Here is an 18,754-nt window from a genome sequence, read left to right on the forward strand (position 1 = left end):
TCCCTAAGAAAATACTTAAAGGGAATGAATGCCTTTATAAAAAAGCTGAGAAGGTACGGGGCAACCTATTTCAGGTAATATCATCGACAGGAATCTGGCGGTCCATAAATCGCCTGATACCGAATGCCAATCCGAGAGTTACAAGCATTGAAATTCCTGCACCCAGGGGAGAACCTTTTTGGGTAGAAGTGGGATTTTCATTTTTTTGTTTAGAAGATTCAGAAAGCTGGTTTCCCTGTGGAGATCCTGCTGAAAGTAAGGTGGATGTTAAGATGCATACTAGTAATACAAATAAGGGTTTTAGCAATTTCATAACAATACTCTAAATTTAAAGGGTTATTTGGTTAATAAACTGAGGTAATTCTATATCAATTCCTGACTGGCAGGTTTATAGATAGCAATCATTGACCAACTCATGAAATATTCTCCGGAATGATTAATTCATGAAGCCGTTTAGAATTTATTGCCCATTACTTGAATTGTAACCCCTGATAAGTGAAATAATTTCATTCAAGATCAATCCCACAAAGGGATAGGTGATTCATAACAGTATAATTCTAAAAGATTTACAAGCTGAAAACAATCGCTTTTTGATTCTTATTATTTCATCTAAGTGAATAATCCTGAAAGTCATTGCATCATCGAATCTTTTGAAAGCAGTGCTTCTGAATTATAATGACTATACCCATAAAAAAAGCCCCGAAAAGGGGCTTTTTAAAAGCAAACTGAATTTATTGTTTTTGTTGATCTTGTTGTTCCTGCTCGCGGGCTGCCTTTTGAAGGAATTTCTTCTTTGCTTCCATTCCTGCAAGTTCTTCTTTAGCTTTGGCAATCTTGGCTTCAAACTCTGATTTCAGGACATTGGCTTGTTTTGAATTGGCAAAGAACCCGATATTATTTTCCCAAAGGAGGATCTCTTCTTTAAGTTCATCAATCTTTGACTGAAGGGTATTGCGTTCCTTATTGATGATCCTGTGGGCATCAGGTTGTTCCTTCACATTATCGAAACGGTTCCTGTAATTGGAGAACCTTTGCTCGGATGCCTCCATCTTGAGTTTGTCGTAAATCTTATTCACAGCTGTTTTATATTCAGCATGAAGGCGGTCTTTTTCTTTAATAGGGACATGACCGGTTTCCATCCAGACTCTTTGCAGTTCTTTAACAGTATCAAGATTGGCTTGCCTGTCTTCGGTATATTCAAAGTTCTCGAGTTTTTTGATCAATTCGAGTTTGATATTCAGATTTTCACCTTCAGCACTCTGCATAGTTTTGAAGAACTCCGACTTACGCTGGAAGAATTCATCGCAGGCTGCACGGAAACGTTTCCATATCTTATCGCTATGTTTACGAGGCACCGGACCAATTTTCTTCCATTCTTCCTGCAAATTGATAAGGTCACGGGAAGCATTTCTCCATTCGGTACTCTGACGCAGAGCTTCAGCCTGTGCACAAAGATCTACTTTCAGATTGTAGTTATGCAGTTGTTGTTCCTTCAGTTTTCCGAAGAAATCTTTCTTAATGGCAAAATAATTATCAAGTTGACCTTTGAATCTCAGCCAAACTTCATTGTTCAACTTTGGAGAAGCCTGGCCAATTGATTTCCACATCTTCAGGAGCTCATTTACCTGCTGGGTACTCTCCTGCCATTGCTTGATAGAAGAATACTCCTTACTTACAAGTTGTTCAGCCTGTTCACAAAGGACAATTTTCGCACCATAATTGGCATCCTGTTCTTCCTGGATTTTACCATAGAATTCATGGCGCCTTTCATTAATTTTATCAGATGCAGTTTTAAAACGATCCCAAACTTCTTCTCTCTTATCCTGTGGAACGGGGCCCAGTTCTTTCCATTCTTCGTGAAGTTCCTGAAGACGTTTGAAAGCCTTGGTAATGGAAGTTTCGATGATCAGTTCTTCAGCTTTTTCACAAAGCTCAATTTTATGTTCCAGGTTTTTTCTTAGGTCAAGGTCTTTGAGTTCCTTATTGATTTTAACCTTATCAAAAAACTTTTCAATCAGGAAATGATAATTCTGCCACATTCCCGGAGCTTCATTCTTCGGAACCATCCCGATTGATTTCCACTTATCCTGCAAAACCTTGAAATCATCATAGGTCTTTTTCAGTGTTTCTTCGGAAGAAATCAATGTTTTCAGTTCATCAAGAATCTGCTTCTTTGCTTCAAGGTTATGCACCTTTTCCTTCTCAAGAAGCTCGGCATGTAAAAATTTATTGTGTTTATATATATTGAACGCCGCCTTGAATCTTTCTTCAAGTGGATCTGTCGTTTCAAAACTCTCGGCTTCCTCTTCAGCAGCCGCCTTTTGGTACATCGATTCTCTCTCTTCGTTGGAACGTTTGAGATAGGCGACTTTGATGAGGGCCACCATATTTTTGATGGCATTCGCATCTTCATTCTTTACCGTTTCCTCAAGGAGTTCCACCAATTGCATGCGGTTCCGGTGATCAAGGTCAATGGCTTCAGCTACTTCAACTTCTTCTTCGTCTTCCTCAGCTTCTTCATGAGCCTGAACTTTCGAGGCTTCCTGAACAGGAACTTCCGCAGTTTCCACTTCAGCAACCACTTCAGGGACAATAGTTTCTTCTGCTTCAGCTTCGGGAGTTTCAATTATTTCTTCCACCTCAGCAACAGGAGTTTCTTCCACCTCTGCAACAGGAGTTTCTTCCACTTCAGCAGCCGGGGCTTCTTCAACCTCTGCAACTGGAGTTTCTTCTACTTCCGCAACAACCTCAGTAACAGGAGCTTCTTCAACTTCTGCACTTTCAGGCATTTTCTCAGGTTCTTGTATTTCTATTTCTGCAGCTACTTCCTCAATTTCAGTCACAGCTGTTGCTTCCTCTTTTAAAGGTTCTTCAGCAACTTCTGTTTCTGAATCTTCAGGGGTGGTTTCTTCTGCAGGGGGTGTAGTCATTTCTGACTTTGGATTCTCCTCATCGTGGCTAAGCTTAGCCTCCTCGGGATTTTGGTCTGAATGCGTGTTTTCCTTCATGGTACAAATGAATGTTAGGGTTGTTGAATTAGATTACTATAAAAAAATTTCCCCAAGCTTTCTCAAGACAGGGAAGGTCGATTCGGTTGATTATCTCCTTGCGTTCCGGGCAAAGGAGTGCAAAAATATAAATTATCCAGATTGGACACCAATAAGTTGCAACTTTATATGATGTTTTTATACAAGCGTTGATACAAGGGGCTGTCAATTCAATGCCTGCCGGTTAAAAAGGATATACCCTATATTCAGGAAGAAAGAATATGGCTTTTCTTCTTTCCCAAAATAAGAATATGAAACACTTAGGGGGCCGATCGGACTTTGATAGATCAAAGAAGTTGATCCGGCATAATTAAGGTAATTAAATACAGGCCCGTATTTTGCCTGTCTGTTGTTATCCTGCAATAGTTGTCTATAGGGAATCATCACAAATCCTTCAATCCTCATATCCACATTTTTCCACAATGTCAGGATATTCCTCTGACCAGCAGCGAAATACACCGGATTTCTGAAGGTAGGAAGAAAAAGTGTAGCCATTTCCGGAATCGGACTAAAACCAGGTGATGCTAAGAGAGTAGATGTATAATTCCGGAAGAGATGCTGAAATGACATCATGGCTTCAAGGTAAAATCCTCCGGTATATGGGCCTCTTTTACTAAAGTACTTTTCATAACAAATATTGGCCTGAATATAATTATGGGCTTGCTCGAAATCAGTCCTTTCAAGCCCGGTTGAACCCGGTTTATGCTCTTCCATTGAGGAGATAAACCTGACCTGGCTATAAAACCTTTCACCTTTGTTGGCATATTGCTTCCGGTTTAAGGAATTGGATTCTATTGCAAACAAAGGGCTATAAAACTCAATAGTTGTTTTATCAAGGGTGTCTTTCGAAGTAAAGGTGTTGGTCTGGTAATAGCTGTCAATTATCTGACCAACATTTAAAGCAAGTTCAATTTTAGTTTTATGCTTTATCGGGAAACCGAACCTGAAGTCCCAATAGTTTTCCCCATGTTTTAAATATACAGGTGTTTCATAATCAAAGAAATAGGTATTTGAAGTATTCATATAATTAAACCGGTTACCGATATAGCTGCTTTCAAGAAAGAAAGGGATACGGCTTGGGAATTCAACACGGCCTCCCAGCTTAACAGAATTATAAAACCGCCCGATGTAGGCATTGAACTCCATGGAAGTAGCAATCTTCGACCAATAGGTGTATTGAAGGCGGAGAAATACTTCATTATTGGCTTTAGATGAGATATTTCCACCGAAATCAGCAGTGACATTATTCTCCCTGCTGGCCTGAATATGCAATTCATAACCCTTAAGTTCGGGTGAATAGTGGATTTGCGGATACGTATGAGAAACCCGATTCTCGGCAAGCAATCGGAAATATTCCCCTTTTACCTCTTCCAGGGTAGTGGTATCTAGTATTGCCCGATAGCGATATTTACGGGGAAGCTCATGTTGCAATAATTTCTTCACATAAGTGTATTGCCCATCAGTGAGCCCGGAAATACTGTATTTTTTTATATCATAATACGGCTTTTTCTGGTTGAATGCACTTCTCAAAGCAGAACGCTGTTCCTGTGAAACCGAATCCAGTACAAACTTCCTGATCTCAGGAAGCATTCGCTGAGCTGCAACATACCCGCTATCAATAAACTCCCTGGAATGTGAAAAATCTATCACATTTACAGCTTTGAGTTCAGGTTCAATCATTACCCCACTTTCACAAATCACATCATATTTTGATTTCTCCATCAGCATATTTGTAAGCTGGGAAACCACATTGTCATCGGAGGGTGGACGGGCATTACTGGATGCTTTACTTCCGATAATTATGTCCGGGAAGAAATCTTCGTAGGCTACATCTGAAGGAAAGTTATTATACATTCCGCCATCGAACAGCAATTTCCCGTCAATGCGAATGGGTTTAAAGTAAAAAGGAAATGTCATGGATGCCCGGATAGCAGAACCAAGATCCCCTGATTTAAGAACTATCGATTTATTTTCATCCACATCAGCTGCAACACAACGAAATGGGACCATCAGGCTGTCAAAATTGTAGTTTGCAGCCGCTGAAGCACTTCCAAACAGCTCAAGGAAAGCAAAATCCATTCTGACCGGAGAAACAATATTTGTTGGTAGTTGAGTTTGAAGCACAGAATCATACCTGAACCTGAAGGTCATCCATGATGCATCAGGGTATGATTGCCGGAAGAAATAATAGTACTTTGATTCAATCTTTCCGGTAACCCATTCATTAAATTCTTCGGAGGAGATGATATTCTCCATATCGGATGGAGAATACCCTGCTGCATACAAGCCTCCAATAATCGCCCCCATGGAGGTGCCTGCAATATAGTCAATGGGAATACACGCTTCTTCCAGGGCTTTCAAAACACCAATGTGACAAACCCCTTTAGCACCTCCTCCACTTAGTACAACAGCTACCTTCTGTGCTTGCACCAGGGAAGTGGTCAGCAAGAAAAGAAAAAAGAGAAAAATGTATTGAGTAAACCTTTGTCGCATGCAATTGAACATATAGAAACAAAACGGATACAAAAATAACTTATTGTCCTGCAAAAGGTCAACAAAAAATTGAGTAATTTCTTCAGGCAAAAAAGACCATCCCCTAAATATTTTTCCTTTGATTCAGGAGAAATATCGTCGGGGGATGATCATATTAAATAAGACTAAAATAGTTACCCGAAGAGGATCTTTCTTGCATTTACACTTTTTGCAATGCCTGGTCCAGATCAGCAATCAAATCTTCAACATCTTCAATTCCAACCGAGTAACGCACAAGGCCATCGGTAATCCCTGCCTTTGCTTTTCCATCAGCAGATACCTTTGAATGGGTCATGGATGCAGGATGTTGAATCAGGGTTTCAACCCCACCGAGAGAAACAGCCAGGATAGCCAGTTTTACATTATTCATCAGTGTTTTGCCTGCATTCAGTCCACCTTTCAGTTCAAAACTGATCATTGAACCCGGGCCATTCATCTGTTTTTTGGCCAGCTCATATTGTGGATGAGATGGTAAACCAGGATAACGCACCCAATCTACCTTTGGATGGTTTTCGAGGAAGGAGGCCAGTTTCATTGCATTTTGCTGAGAACGGTCGATACGGATACCCAGGGTTTTAAGTCCGCGGATAGCAAGGTATGCCTGGTGGGGATCCATATTGAAGCCAAGATTAACCATATTGGAGCGGAGTTTCTTATACAAGGCTTCATCCCTGGCGATGATAATACCTGCTACTACATCAGCATGACCATTGATGAACTTTGTCATGGAGTGTAGAACAATATCAACACCCATATCGAGGGGTTTCTGGAGGTAAGGGCTACAGAAGGTATTATCCACAGCAACGGGAATTCCGTGCTCCTTTCCAAGAGCAGCACAAGCATGGAGATCGGTAATATCCATGGTAGGATTTGAAGGTGTTTCGATATAAATCAGCTTTGTATTGGGTCTGATTGCTTTTCTTATCTCTTCAATATCGGCGGTATTCACAAAAGAGGCTTCAACACCGAAACGGGTGTATTGTTGCTCAAGAATCACTCTTGATGGCCCATATACTGCTGCTGAGCTCACCACATGGGCACCCTGGCCAAGAAAAGAGAAATAGACGGTATTCACTGCTCCCATGCCTGAACTGGTAGCAATGGCTCCAAACCCATTTTCCAGCAAGGCAATTTGTTTCTCAAGCGCATTGATGGTAGGATTGGCAATACGGGTATAGATGTATCCATCGCTTTCCCCTGAAAAGCACCTGGCACCATGATCTGCATCTTCAAACACAAAGGTTGATGTCTGGTAAATGGGAACTGTTGCACTTCCCAACGGGTCTTTAAAGCCACCGCCATGGATGAGCTTTGAATTAAAACCAAGGTCTTTTGAATCCATTTTTGTACTTTATGATGAGTGTTAAATATTATGAGATTTCAACGGATAGCCTGAAGGAGATTTTTCCATAGCTGCGCAAAGATAGGTTCCAATTCTGAATCGAGGGCAGTAAATGTTGAAGAGTTTTCATGGTTTAATTTCTCAAGGAAAGGGATGACGCCAAGGAATGGAATATTCTGTAATGCAGCATAATTTTTAATCTCATCCAGACAAGTTTTTTCATCCCTGAAATAATTCACTACGATACTATATCGGATGTTGGATTTATCCAATTCCTCCCTGAGCATGCTGACATTTCTTTCCCAACCCTGGATAGCCCGTGTCATGATGACAGCAAGGGATGTATTTTTCAGTGCGATCTTCACCTTCCCTGTAATACCCGGACCCAGGTCACAAATAGAGATAGCACCAGGCACCCGGTAATTATCCAATGCACAAACCAGGGGTAAGAGGAAATCATGATGATCCTCCCCTTTTCCAATGGTGATAAAATTTCCATTGGACCGACCCTGAAGTATATACCCTGTCAATCGTTCTTTTCGTGAAATACCATGTATACTGCATCCATCCACACAATCGCCGCATGCTTCACATTTGTCCGGATCAATCTCGATTTTTGGAATATCCCTGTTCAGATGCAGCGCACCGCATTCACAATAGCTCACACAAGCCCCGCAGTATTTACAGTGGTCTTTATCGATCCTGGGAAATCCGGCAAAGACTTCAGTAGCATCAAATCTCAGGGATTGCTGGTAATTTAACAAATCAGGTTTTTCGATATCATACCCCATCAGTTGAAGGGTATTTTCATTGTTTTTCCTGGCTGCCTCGAATAGCATATGTGCCAGCAAGGTCCTCCCTGCGGCACTTTCATGACTAATGATGGATATCTTCTTATTCAACAGCCAGGAGTTTTATTTTGATTTCATCAGCCTTGCTGCAAACCCACCCAATGCAGTGCGGGATGGAGATCGCCTGAAAACTCCTTCATTGGAGCTTTTAACATCTTCAATGGTGTAAAAGGCAGTAGGGTTGAATTCATGCACCGTTTGCACAAAACCCTGGATTTCTTTCCTGCGGATGATAGAGAATATTATTTTAATTTTCCCTTTTGCCCCTTCTCCATCCACCAGGGTGAGTCCAAAATTTTGTGAAGTGAGTGCATTCACCAATTCAGGGGATTCCGGGAAAGAATTACCCTAATAATTACTGTTCCCAGTGAAAGCCTCTCTTCCAACTTGATACCAATGAAATTTCCCATAGCAAAACCTGCACCATAGGCTATATAGCTGAGCCAGTTATCAAGATGCTGCATAATCTGTCCTACAGCAAGCAGCCAGATGATCACTTCAAAAAAGCCAAGAAAAGGCGCAATATACTTGAGTCCCTTGGAAATAAATATAAGGCGCATCGTGCCAATGCTTTGATCCAAAATCCTGGCAAAGAAGATCAGGAGTGGAAGAATGACCCAGGAAAATAAGGTGGTGTCAGTTGCTATGGAGAACATGATAATACAGGTTTTCAGCGGGCAAAATTACGGTTTATGATGGCATGAAAATAATTAAATGTTAATAGATTGTCCCGTGACGGCTGGCGCGCGTCTCCCGACGCGTGACTGCTGGCGCGCGTCTCCCGACGCGTGACTGCTGGCGCGTGTCTCCCGACGCGTGACTGCTGGCGCGCGTCTCCCGACGCGTGACTGCTGGCGCGCGTCTCCCGACGCGTGACTGCTGGCGCGCGTCTCCCGACGCGTGACTGCTGGCGCGCGACGCGTGACGCTGGCGCGCCCTCCCAACGCGTAACTGCTGGCGCGCGTCTCCTGACGCGTGACTGCTGGCGCGCGTCTCCCGACGCGTGACTGCTGGCGCGCGTCTCCCGACGCGTGACTGCTGGCGCGCGTCTCCCGACGCGTGACTGCTGGCGCGCGTCTCCCGACGCGTGACTGCTGGCGCGCGTCTCCCGACGCGTGACGGCACTATCTAACAGTCTTCTCTTACCACAAACTTAATAATTCCACTTTTATCAATGAATCCTTATCTGCATAATTAGAAGCAGAACTAAATTTATACTCCCAGGGAGTACTGCACAAACCATATTCAACAGGATTGTTATGGATATAAGATAGTTTCTCCATAAGAAACTTATTGCTGTATAGTAATTTGGCCATATTACCATCTTGCCAGACTTTGTAGTTTGTTATCCTTTTTAATGGCTTTCCAGCTTCCGAAAATTGGCTCAAAACATCCATATACCCTTCTGGTTTGTCTTGCTCGAGTTTATTAACAATAGCCCTGGCTGTAAATTTCTTTAAATCACGCAATATCTCCGAGATTGAAAATTTACCAACTGCCTGAATTATCATATGCACATGATTAGGCATAATGCAATATCCATATACAACCAAACCTTTATTTGTCTGGTAAAATTTTATGGCATCAATGATTAGTAGTTTGTAGCTATCATCGGCCAATACTTTAATCCAATCAACTATTGTGAAGGTGACAAAATATGCTTCATCACCATCAAATATTTTGTATTTGTCTGACATAACAAGGCAAGATAATAAAAAAAATCATAGAATGGGAAATCGTACTGTCACGCGTCGGGAGACGCGCGCCAGCGGAGGAAAATGGTGCCGTCACGCGTCAGGAGGAAAAAGGTGCCGTCACGCGTCAGGAGACGCGCGCCAGCGGTGATATTGTCACGCGCCAGGAGACGCGCGCCAGCGGGGAAAACAGTGCCGTCACGCGTCAGGAGACGCGCGCCAGCGGGGAAAATGGTCGTCACGCGTCAGGAGACGCGCGCCAGCGGGGGAAAATGGTGCCGTCACGCGTCAGGAGACGCGCGCCAGCGGTGATATTGTCACGCGTCGGGAGACGCGAGCCAGCGGTGGACAATGGTGCCGTCACGCGTCAGGAGACGCGCGCCAGAGGGGGTGCCGTCACGCGTCGGGAGACGCGCGCCAGCCACGCGCGCCAGCGAAATTGTAAGGCATCAGTTCTGAATTAGATTACAATTGCAGTTTCCTGTTTTAAGTATAAAGGAGAAATCTTCCACCTGATAAAAAAACTTCCAGGTTGGAACATCAATTTGTCCTGCGATATTCGACAGAAAATCAATGGAAGGCTGTTGATTTAATCCATCCTTGCCAATAAAATAGGGGGTAAAACAATATCGTTTCCATGGCTTTAATCCTGATATTCTGGCAAAATCACGTGTGTTTTTTACAGGAATGTTCCACCTGTCATCATCAGACGGATGAACCAGATGGCCCTGGCTGCTGTAAACCGGTTTTAATCCCAAATTATACCAGTAGGCACTTGAATTATGAATCCATCCGATAGCTGATTGCCTGTCGGAACCAATCCTGTAGAAATTTTCCACCCGATAATTCCGCCCACGCAAAGTGATTCCATGAAATTTCGGGAATCGCCTGGCTTGAGGATAATCCGCCCAATCTATCATATTTACAAACTGGCTAAGCGCTTTATAATGCATCAGGTACCCTCTTGGTATCACCGCTTCCCAATGCCAGTATAATCCTGAAACACCACCGCTCATCAGCGTAGTCGCCCAGATATTGGAGCGAAATTGCCGATCCGTTACCTCATCAACACCCGGGTCGACATGTCCACCAATCTCACCAAACAGGATAGGCTTACCCCTGAGTATAGCAGACGTTTTTTTCATGACATAATACCGGTCAAAATTGGTTCTTTTGTTTTCACCGTATGCATGTAGGTTAACCAGGTCACAATTATCCGAATGCCATACCCAATATTTACTGTTATTGCCACTTAAATGAGTCGCATAGGAACCGCTAATGAGATGTTTCCTATTGTCAAATCCTTTTATAACAGCCGACATTTCATTGAACCAATCCAATACAACAGGTTCAATTAATGAGGATCCTTCAATATTGTCAATTTCTGTTGCTAATTCATACCACGCAATCTGCGTGCTATAACCCCAACGGGCAACCATATACCGTAATTTATTCCTGAATGCTTTCCGGGCAATGCTGTCAGTAAAAAAGTCCATAGGCCTTATGACCGAAGGGATGCCGGTATGATACGGATTTTCAGACCAGTTCCAAAAATCGGGTCCAAAATCAGCATGCTGTAAAAAATTGAACTTTAGAAATATATCAAATGTATCAGCCAATGCAAGAATCTGATCCACTTCCCATGCATGAGCCTGGCGATTTGCATTATAATCCGGTGAATTATTCATCACTTCTACTGATTCATAAACGCCCAGGTGTTCCCATTCAATCTGCAGCCCGGTCCGGTTGATAAAAGAGAGGCTTGCCAGGTTGGCGCCATTCATGTGCAGTTCGCTGAAGAACTTTTGATATTCCCTGCTAATATTATGGTTTACCATTCCCCAACGATACCAGTCTGTATTGAGTCCCAGCAAAGGAAAAGCGGCATCACTCCTGCCCCGGCTGATCATATTCCCGGAATTCACATTGATGTAGCCTTTATGCCGGGATGCAGTGCATTGGAAGGATCCTTCAGCAGATAGCAGTTTGGGCCAATGACTGTTGCTAAATACTGCATGAATTACAAACTTCCATACACCGGGTTCATCGGGGCTAAACCGTATCCGCCAGGGCCAGGGAGTTGGCTTTTCTTCCCAACAGGGATATGCTTTTTCTGTGCAAAATGCCCTGGTGAAATCCCGGTAAAAGAACCCATTAACCCGGAGTATTTTTCCTGAAGGTGACGTAAAAATGGCATACAGGTCAATTTGCTCCGGATCATAGGGGTTGATACCTTCTGTAAAATAAGGCTTCGTAAAAAAGACTGCTATCTCTCTAGTCAGGTAAGCCGGCAGCTGAACCCCAAATTCGATTTTTTGAAACTCGGAAATTGCAGATGAATCTGAATCCAGGCGGCTATACTTTAATGAATCAGATGTATTTTCTGTTGCTTGTAAGAGATCCGGTAAATGAATGGAAAGAGCAAAAGTGGCTTTAGCGGTTATTCCTGAAACCAGCAGGATAATGAATATGCAGCTGAGCCAATGCCCCGCATATCCGGCAGGTATTTTCATGAAAAAGCCAGGAAACTTCCACATTTTTACTACTTATCTCGAAGGGTAAATATAGGAATACTTGTCGGAACGGATCCCGCTTGATGATTAATAACAGATGCAGAGAATCGACGAACCTTTCAAACAAATCGGTAAGTGGCCTGATTCTAAACAATCATGCAGTTCACAATGTTCTATATTTGCCATGCTGCACTTTAGCAGCCATTATTCATCAAAAACTATTCAAATGAACAAGTATTTTCTGCTGGCATCCCTATTATTTTGCTTGTCGATGGCAGGTTTTTCACAAGAGGAGTCAAGGCTACTCCGTTTCCCCACACTTCATGGAAACCATTTAGTTTTCAGCTATGCAGGTGACTTATATGAAGTTGCTGCCTCAGGGGGCATTGCCAGGAAATTAACGAATGATCCCGGCTATGAGATGTTTTCAAAATATTCTCCTGATGGGAGCCAGATAGCTTTTACGGCTCAATATGATGGTAATACCGAGGTATATGTGATGCCTGCAACCGGTGGTATTCCAAAACGTCTTACTATAACAGCCACTTTGGGCAGGGATGATATTTCTGATCGAATGGGCCCTAATAATATCGTAATGGCATGGAGTCCGGATGGCAAATCCATTACCTACCGTTCCAGGAAGCAATCCTATAATGATTTTGTGGGGCAGTTGTTCACTGTTCCGGTAGAAGGCGGATTATCCACTGAATTGCCTTTACCCGCAGGAGGATTCTGTTCATGGTCGGCAGATGGCAAGAAACTGGCCTATAACAGGGTATTCAGAGAATTCAGGACCTGGAAGTATTATAAAGGCGGCATGGCTGATGATATCTGGATTTATGATTTCCCGACAAAAAAACTTCAGAATATTACCAATCATGGATCACAGGATATATTCCCCATGTGGTTCGGGAATGAAATCTATTTCTGTTCCGACCGCGACAGGATTATGAACCTCTTCTGTTACAATATCAGTACCGGTTCAACCCGTAAGGTGACCAATTTCACTGATTATGACATTAAATTCCCTTCTGCAGCTGATCAGAGAATCACCTTTGAACAGGCCGGTTTTATTCACATTTTTGATATTGCTACCCAAACAACTCAAAAAGTCAGTATTGAAATAAAGGATGATTTTATAGGTGGCAGGGCAGAATACAAAGATGCTACCCGCTTTTTAGGAGCAGTAAACCCTTCACCTGATGGCAACCGCATTGTTGCTACTGCCAGGGGTGATATTTTCTCCGTCCCGGTAAAGGAAGGCATCACCCGCAACCTTACAGGAAGCAACCAGGCTCATGACAGGGATGGCGCATGGTCACCCGATGGGAAATGGATCGCCTACCTCAGTGATATCAATGGCGAATATGAAATCTATATTCAGAAACAGGATGGAAGTGAACCCCCTGTTCAGCTTACTACCGGGGCTGATACGTATAAATTTACCTTCCGCTGGTCACCTGACAGCAAGAAAATACTCTGGAATGATAAGATGATGCGTCTGCAATACATTGATATTGAGACTAAAAAAGTAACACTCGTAGATAAATCCAAATTATGGGAATATGGCAGTTTCGACTGGTCGCCTGATAGTAAATGGATTTGTTATTCCCAGATGCAACCCAACCGGTTTAACCAGGTGATTTTGTACCAGTTGGAAACAGCCAGGAAAATCGAAGTAACCGATCAATGGTTCAATAGTGACCAGGCTACATTCAGCAGGGATGGGAAATACCTGGTTTTTGTGTCAGATCGTACTTATAATCCTACTTACAGTGCGGTAGAATGGAATTATGCATACGAAAATATGTCAAAGATATACCTCGTAGCCCTTGCAGCAGACACCCCTTCGCCTTTTGCACTTTCGAATGATGAAGTAAAAATGGAGGAGGCAGAAACTCCAAAAGAAGAGGATGCCAAAGGCAAAGGAAAAGAATCCAAATCGAAAAAAGCTGACAAGGAAAAAGCTGAAACTGAAAAACCAAAGGATATCAAAGTAGATGAGGAAGGGATTCAACAGCGAATCGTGGAATTACCGGTCAAGGCATCGAATTACTTTAACCTGTGGGCTATTGACGATAAGGTTTATTATAATGAAGCCTCTGGCGAGGGATTTAATCTCAAACTCTTTGACCTCAAAGCTAAAAAGGAGACAGAAATCGGGAATAACATGGTTTTTGACATTACAACCAATGGTAAAAAAATGTTAATCCGTCAGAATAACCGCTTTTATATGATCGACCTGCCTTCATCAAAAGTCAACCTCGACAAATCCATTGAGATGAATGATGTCAAAATGTGGGTGGATTACAGGCTGGAATGGAAACAGATTTATGATGAAGCCTGGAGGCAGATGCGTGATTTCTTCTATGTTCCTAATATGCATGGGGTTGACTGGAAATCGATGTACGAAAAATATGCAGTAATGTTACCCTATGTAAACCACCGAAACGACCTTACCTACCTGATCGGGGAAATGATAGGAGAATTGAATGTAGGGCATGCATATATCGGTGGAGGAGAAAGGCCCTCACAGGAGAAAATTGACCTGGGTCTGCTGGGAGCAAGATTAAGCAGGGATGCCTCGGGGTATTATCGCATCGACAGCCTGATGATGGGTGAAAACTGGGCCCGTAACCTGAGATCCCCGCTTACTATGATGGGAGTGGGTGCCAAAAAAGGTGACTTTATTACTTCAGTAAATGGTAAATCCACGAAGGATATGGCTGATATTAACCAGGCCTTCATCAATAAAGCAGGGAAAAATGTTGAAATCACATTAAATTCTGCCCCTGAAGCAGGGGGAAGAAAAGTCCTGATCAATCCAATCAGGGATGAATCCCAACTCTACTATTATACCTGGGTACAAAACAATATCCGCAAAGTAAATGAAGCCACCAACGGGGAAGTAGGATATTTGCATGTACCTGATATGAGTGCAGAAGGATTGAATGAATTCGTTAAATACTTCTATCCGCAACTCTCGAAGAAAGCATTAATCATCGATGATCGCGGAAATGGCGGCGGGAATGTAAGTCCGATGTTGATTGAGAGACTTCAAAGGGAGATAACCCGCTCAAACACAGCCAGAAACGTTGAATTACCCGGACAAACTCCCCAACAGATGATGCTTGGGCCCAAAGTCTTACTGATAAATAATTATTCAGCTTCTGACGGAGACCTTTTCCCTTATGCATTCAAGAAACATCAGTTAGGTAAAGTTATTGGGGTAAGAAGCTGGGGCGGAGTCGTAGGGATCAGGGGTTCTCTGCCATTTATTGATGGAGCAGATTTAAGAAAACCGGAATTCGCCTCCTATTCAGCCGAAGAAAGTAAATGGATTATAGAAGGGCATGGAGTAGATCCTGATATTATTGTTGATAATGACCCTGCACTCGAATACCAGGGCATCGACGAACAGTTGAATAAAGCCATTGAAGTGATCAGGGAAGAACTCAAAAATTATAAAGACTTACCTGCAATTCCTGCAGGACCGGATAAGACAAAGTAATTTGCAGATTTTTATCTCCAGGATACTCCGGATGGATGTTTTTCGGTAAACATCATCCGGAGTATTATCTTTGCAGACGTATGATAAAAAAGTATTCCATTTCAATATTTAGGGTTAAACCCCTGCTGTTACTATTGATGCTATGGTTTTTATCAATCGCAGCTATCGGACAACCGGTCAAAAAAGATAATAGGACCGGAGAATGGAATCGTTGGAATATTGGCACTTCATTTGGATACAGTAATTTACTCCTGGATATATCCTTTGACCTGGGAGATGAGTTTGCCAACTATATGAAGCGGCTAAAATCAGGATATCACCTTGGGATTGAAGGACAATATTTTTTTAATCCCTACCTGGGAGCAAATATCAGTTTTACAGGCTTTTACACCAGGGAACACCAGGATAGCCTGACTGCCTCGAATGGCTTTTTCACCATCAAAGGCAATATTAAGGACCAAATGCGCATTTATACAGTAACACCTATGGTTGTTGGCAGGTATTCCTTTCATAACCGGCCGGAGATTTGCCTTGGAGTTGGCCCTGCCTACCTGAATTACAGGAATGAAGGAAAAGCACTGACTGACTCTGCCACCTTTACTGGAAGTGCAGCCGGGTTAAGCAGTATGATCGAAATCGATTATGCCCTCACATCCAGGTTCAGCCTTGGAGCATCTTCTACTTACACGCATTCCGTGCTGAAAAGGATCAACAAGATCACTGTGGCTGGAACTGAACTAATGATCCTAAATGAAGATGAATACCAGGATATATCCCGCATTGATGTCTCATTCCACCTACGCTATAAATTCAGGAAAAAGCAATAGCAATCGCTTATTGATAATCGTCATTTTCCTTTGCTTCCCATTCCTTAAAGATGGTTATTCCCAAGAATCGAATGTCCCTGCCTTTGATACAACCCGCTTCAACTCGATGTTGCAAACGACCCAATGGATGTGCGATTATGAATCAGTTGGATGGACAACTGATGAAACCAAAGGCAGATTCAGGGAAATGCCTTTCATCCGTTTTGGCCAGCAAGGAGTTTGCCTTACTGACTCTTCAGGCCAATGGCAGGTGGTATATGGAAATTATAAGGAAGACGTCTTCAGGCCCGAATTTGCAGCAAGAAGTGAATCTGAAACACTTATAACCATTGAACCCACTACAGTGGACAGCATTCAGCTACTTCCCCTTTTCAGGGCTTTAAACCAAACCTACCAGGCAATCAGTCAACAAACCGATTCTATTGAAGTCCATTTCGACCAATTCCTTCGCATTCTTCCCGACCAATCCATTGAAATACATATCCTCCCCTCGTTTCAGCCCAGCGGACAAGGAATTTACGGGGCGGAATGGAAGTTTCTATATTCACCAGATGGGAAAAAGCTGATTAATTCAACCTCTTACCTTCAAGACATTAAAGGTGTATGGATCGGACAGCCAAGAGAATTATGGCTCGATTACAGATCCACCGGCTTCCCAACCATGGGGGCAGTTTATTTCACCTGGTATTTCAAAGATTTCTTCACCAAAATACATATTGATACTCAGTTAACCAGGAGTACCCTGAATAAGAATAAGGCAGGTAAGTACGAATGGAAACATCTTATTAAATAAAACTTACAGGCATAGTTCTCAATTATACAATTTTATGATTCGGGCTAGTTACTAAACACCCATTTGATTCAAGGATAAGATGTACTTTTGCAGGCATCAAAAAGAAACGTATTTCATGCACCCTCACCGACTGACATTTAGGATCACCATTTTCCTGTTCACTGTATTAGCAGCTTTTACAGTAGGTGCACAAGGGACCTATCGGATCCAGATCATGCCGGGTGCTGCAGAGATGCGATATTCAAAAAACATGAATGAAGCCATCCGTTTTATCGGCAACCCGGTATTTTATCATGATGGAGCTTATCTTTATTGTGACAGTGCATGGCTGCTGGAAGAAGAAAATACCATCGACTGCTTTGGGAAAGTCCGCATCAAATCAAGCGACACCCTGAATCTCTATGGTAATTTCCTCCATTACGACGGAAATACAAAAATCGCTAACCTCAGGGATAATGTCAGGCTCGTAGATAACCAAACCGTGCTCACCACCGACAATATGGTCTTCGACAGGAATACCCAGATTGCGAGTTATGTTACCTGGGGAAAAATTGTAAACAAGGATAATACCCTGACCAGTCGGAAAGGTTATTACCATACGGATTCCAAGAAAATGTATTTCAAGGAAAATGTCATTGTGAGGAATCCTGACTATACCATGAATGCCGACACGCTTCTTTATAATACCTTAAGCCGGATCACCTATTTCCTTGGACCCACTGTTATCAAAGGCAAGGACAATTACATCTATTGTGAGAACGGAGAATATGACCGTGTTTCCAACAAGTCACGATTTAGTGTGAATGCTTTGCTGGTTGATGAAAACCGTCGTCTGACCGGCGACAGCCTGTATTACGACAGTAAGAACGATTATGGGAAAGCTGTCCGGAACGTTCAACTTACTGATACCGTTAAAGATGTAATACTAAGAGGGCATTTTGCCGAATACTGGAAGAAAAAAGGGGTTGCCTATATCACCAGTATGGCCCTGGCTATCCTGGGGGATAAAGAAGATACTTTATACCTCCATGCCGATACCCTGAAAGCCACTTTTGATTCTGTAACACAGGATACGAAAGAGTTGTATGCTTATTATAATTCGAAGTTCTACAGAAATGATATCCAGGGAGAATGTGATTCACTGTATTATAATTTTTCCGATTCCACAATAACCATGTTGCAGGATCCGGTGCTCTGGACTGACAACAACCAGCTCACCGCCGACACGATCAGGATTTTTACCGGTGATAAGTCCATTAAGCTGATGAAACTGTATAATACCTCTTTCATTGTTAATAAGGACAGCACTACCACCTTTAACCAGGTGAAGGGCAAGAATATGATCGGGTATTTTTCTGATAACCGTTTAGTGAGAATTGATGTGGATGGAAATGCAGAAACCATCTATTACATCAGGGAGGATAATAAAGAAATGATAGGCATCAATAAAGCCAAAGGCAGCAGGATGAGCCTGTATATTGATGAAAACAAAATCAACCGGATCACTTATTTTGACCGGCCCGACGGCAATCTTTTTCCTGAGAAAGATGTAACTGCAGAACAGAGGATATTAAAGGATTTCCAATGGCTCCCGGAACGGCGTCCTGCCACATGGATTGATATCTTTAGAAAATCAAATTAACC

11 protein-coding genes and 1 pseudogene are annotated in these 18,754 nt (G+C 42.6%); 4 read left to right on the plus strand and 8 right to left on the minus strand.

Annotated elements, in window-relative coordinates:
* Positions 1 to 70: 70 nt before the first annotated feature.
* The 8 genes and pseudogenes from IPH84_03690 to IPH84_03725 all read right to left on the minus strand — a co-directional run bounded on the left by IPH84_03690 (position 71) and on the right by IPH84_03725 (position 11,979).
* Complete coding sequence (locus tag IPH84_03690) at positions 71 to 313, minus strand: hypothetical protein (protein MBK7172338.1); 243 nt, start codon at positions 311 to 313, stop codon at positions 71 to 73.
* 418 nt (positions 314 to 731) lie between these two features.
* Positions 732 to 3,008 carry a DUF349 domain-containing protein gene (locus tag IPH84_03695; protein MBK7172339.1) on the minus strand — a complete coding sequence of 759 codons (2,277 nt, stop codon included), beginning with the start codon at positions 3,006 to 3,008 and terminating at the stop codon, positions 732 to 734.
* 204 nt (positions 3,009 to 3,212) lie between these two features.
* On the minus strand, positions 3,213 to 5,540 hold the full coding sequence (locus tag IPH84_03700; GenBank protein MBK7172340.1) for a patatin-like phospholipase family protein: 2,328 nt from the start codon (positions 5,538 to 5,540) through the stop codon (positions 3,213 to 3,215).
* Positions 5,541 to 5,739: 199 nt separating this feature from the next.
* Complete coding sequence (locus IPH84_03705; GenBank protein ID MBK7172341.1) at positions 5,740 to 6,921, minus strand: aminotransferase class I/II-fold pyridoxal phosphate-dependent enzyme; 1,182 nt, start codon at positions 6,919 to 6,921, stop codon at positions 5,740 to 5,742.
* Between the two features lie 38 nt (positions 6,922 to 6,959).
* The gene (locus IPH84_03710) at positions 6,960 to 7,823 is read right to left on the minus strand and encodes a 4Fe-4S binding protein (GenBank protein ID MBK7172342.1); all 864 of its coding nucleotides are present in this window, start codon (positions 7,821 to 7,823) and stop codon (positions 6,960 to 6,962) included.
* Between the two features lie 12 nt (positions 7,824 to 7,835).
* A pseudogene (locus tag IPH84_03715) lies at positions 7,836 to 8,428 on the minus strand (DUF2179 domain-containing protein).
* Positions 8,429 to 8,914: 486 nt separating this feature from the next.
* A complete protein-coding gene (locus IPH84_03720; protein MBK7172343.1) occupies positions 8,915 to 9,469 on the minus strand; it encodes a transposase in 555 nt (184 codons plus the stop codon).
* Between the two features lie 446 nt (positions 9,470 to 9,915).
* Positions 9,916 to 11,979, minus strand: coding sequence for a DUF5060 domain-containing protein (locus IPH84_03725; protein ID MBK7172344.1), 2,064 nt, complete (start codon positions 11,977 to 11,979; stop codon positions 9,916 to 9,918).
* Between the two features lie 226 nt (positions 11,980 to 12,205).
* Between IPH84_03725 and IPH84_03730 the strand changes: the two genes are divergently transcribed.
* The 4 genes from IPH84_03730 (at position 12,206) to IPH84_03745 (ending at position 18,752) form a co-directional block, all read left to right on the plus strand.
* Positions 12,206 to 15,490, plus strand: a complete 3,285-nt coding sequence (locus IPH84_03730) for a PD40 domain-containing protein (protein ID MBK7172345.1) — start codon at positions 12,206 to 12,208, stop codon at positions 15,488 to 15,490.
* 35 nt (positions 15,491 to 15,525) lie between these two features.
* A complete protein-coding gene (locus tag IPH84_03735) occupies positions 15,526 to 16,317 on the plus strand; it encodes an outer membrane beta-barrel protein (protein MBK7172346.1) in 792 nt (263 codons plus the stop codon).
* Entirely contained in the window at positions 16,274 to 17,110 is an 837-nt protein-coding gene (locus tag IPH84_03740; protein ID MBK7172347.1) for a hypothetical protein, read from the plus strand. Before IPH84_03735 ends, IPH84_03740 begins: the two co-directional genes overlap by 44 nt.
* A 115-nt stretch (positions 17,111 to 17,225) precedes the next feature.
* Positions 17,226 to 18,752 (plus strand): hypothetical protein, encoded by a 1,527-nt coding sequence (locus tag IPH84_03745; protein ID MBK7172348.1) that lies wholly within the window; start codon positions 17,226 to 17,228, stop codon positions 18,750 to 18,752.
* The last annotated feature ends 2 nt before the right edge of the window (positions 18,753 to 18,754 follow it).

It is taken from the genome of Bacteroidales bacterium (genome assembly GCA_016707785.1).
Lineage (GTDB): Bacteria > Bacteroidota > Bacteroidia > Bacteroidales > UBA4417 > UBA4417.

Bases quoted from the DNA above. Each gene is read 5' to 3' on its own strand.
- IPH84_03690 (MBK7172338.1), bottom strand. From the start codon at position 313: ATGAAATTGCTAAAACCCTTATTTGTATTACTAGTATGCATCTTAACA.
- IPH84_03695 (MBK7172339.1), bottom strand. From the start codon at position 3,008: ATGAAGGAAAACACGCATTCAGACCAAAATCCCGAGGAGGCTAAGCTT.
- IPH84_03700 (MBK7172340.1), bottom strand. From the start codon at position 5,540: ATGCGACAAAGGTTTACTCAATACATTTTTCTCTTTTTTCTTTTCTTG.
- IPH84_03705 (MBK7172341.1), bottom strand. From the start codon at position 6,921: ATGGATTCAAAAGACCTTGGTTTTAATTCAAAGCTCATCCATGGCGGT.
- IPH84_03720 (MBK7172343.1), bottom strand. From the start codon at position 9,469: ATGTCAGACAAATACAAAATATTTGATGGTGATGAAGCATATTTTGTC.
- IPH84_03725 (MBK7172344.1), bottom strand. From the start codon at position 11,979: ATGAAAATACCTGCCGGATATGCGGGGCATTGGCTCAGCTGCATATTC.
- IPH84_03730 (MBK7172345.1), top strand. From the start codon at position 12,206: ATGAACAAGTATTTTCTGCTGGCATCCCTATTATTTTGCTTGTCGATG.
- IPH84_03735 (MBK7172346.1), top strand. From the start codon at position 15,526: ATGTTTTTCGGTAAACATCATCCGGAGTATTATCTTTGCAGACGTATG.
- IPH84_03740 (MBK7172347.1), top strand. From the start codon at position 16,274: ATGTCTCATTCCACCTACGCTATAAATTCAGGAAAAAGCAATAGCAAT.
- IPH84_03745 (MBK7172348.1), top strand. From the start codon at position 17,226: ATGCACCCTCACCGACTGACATTTAGGATCACCATTTTCCTGTTCACT.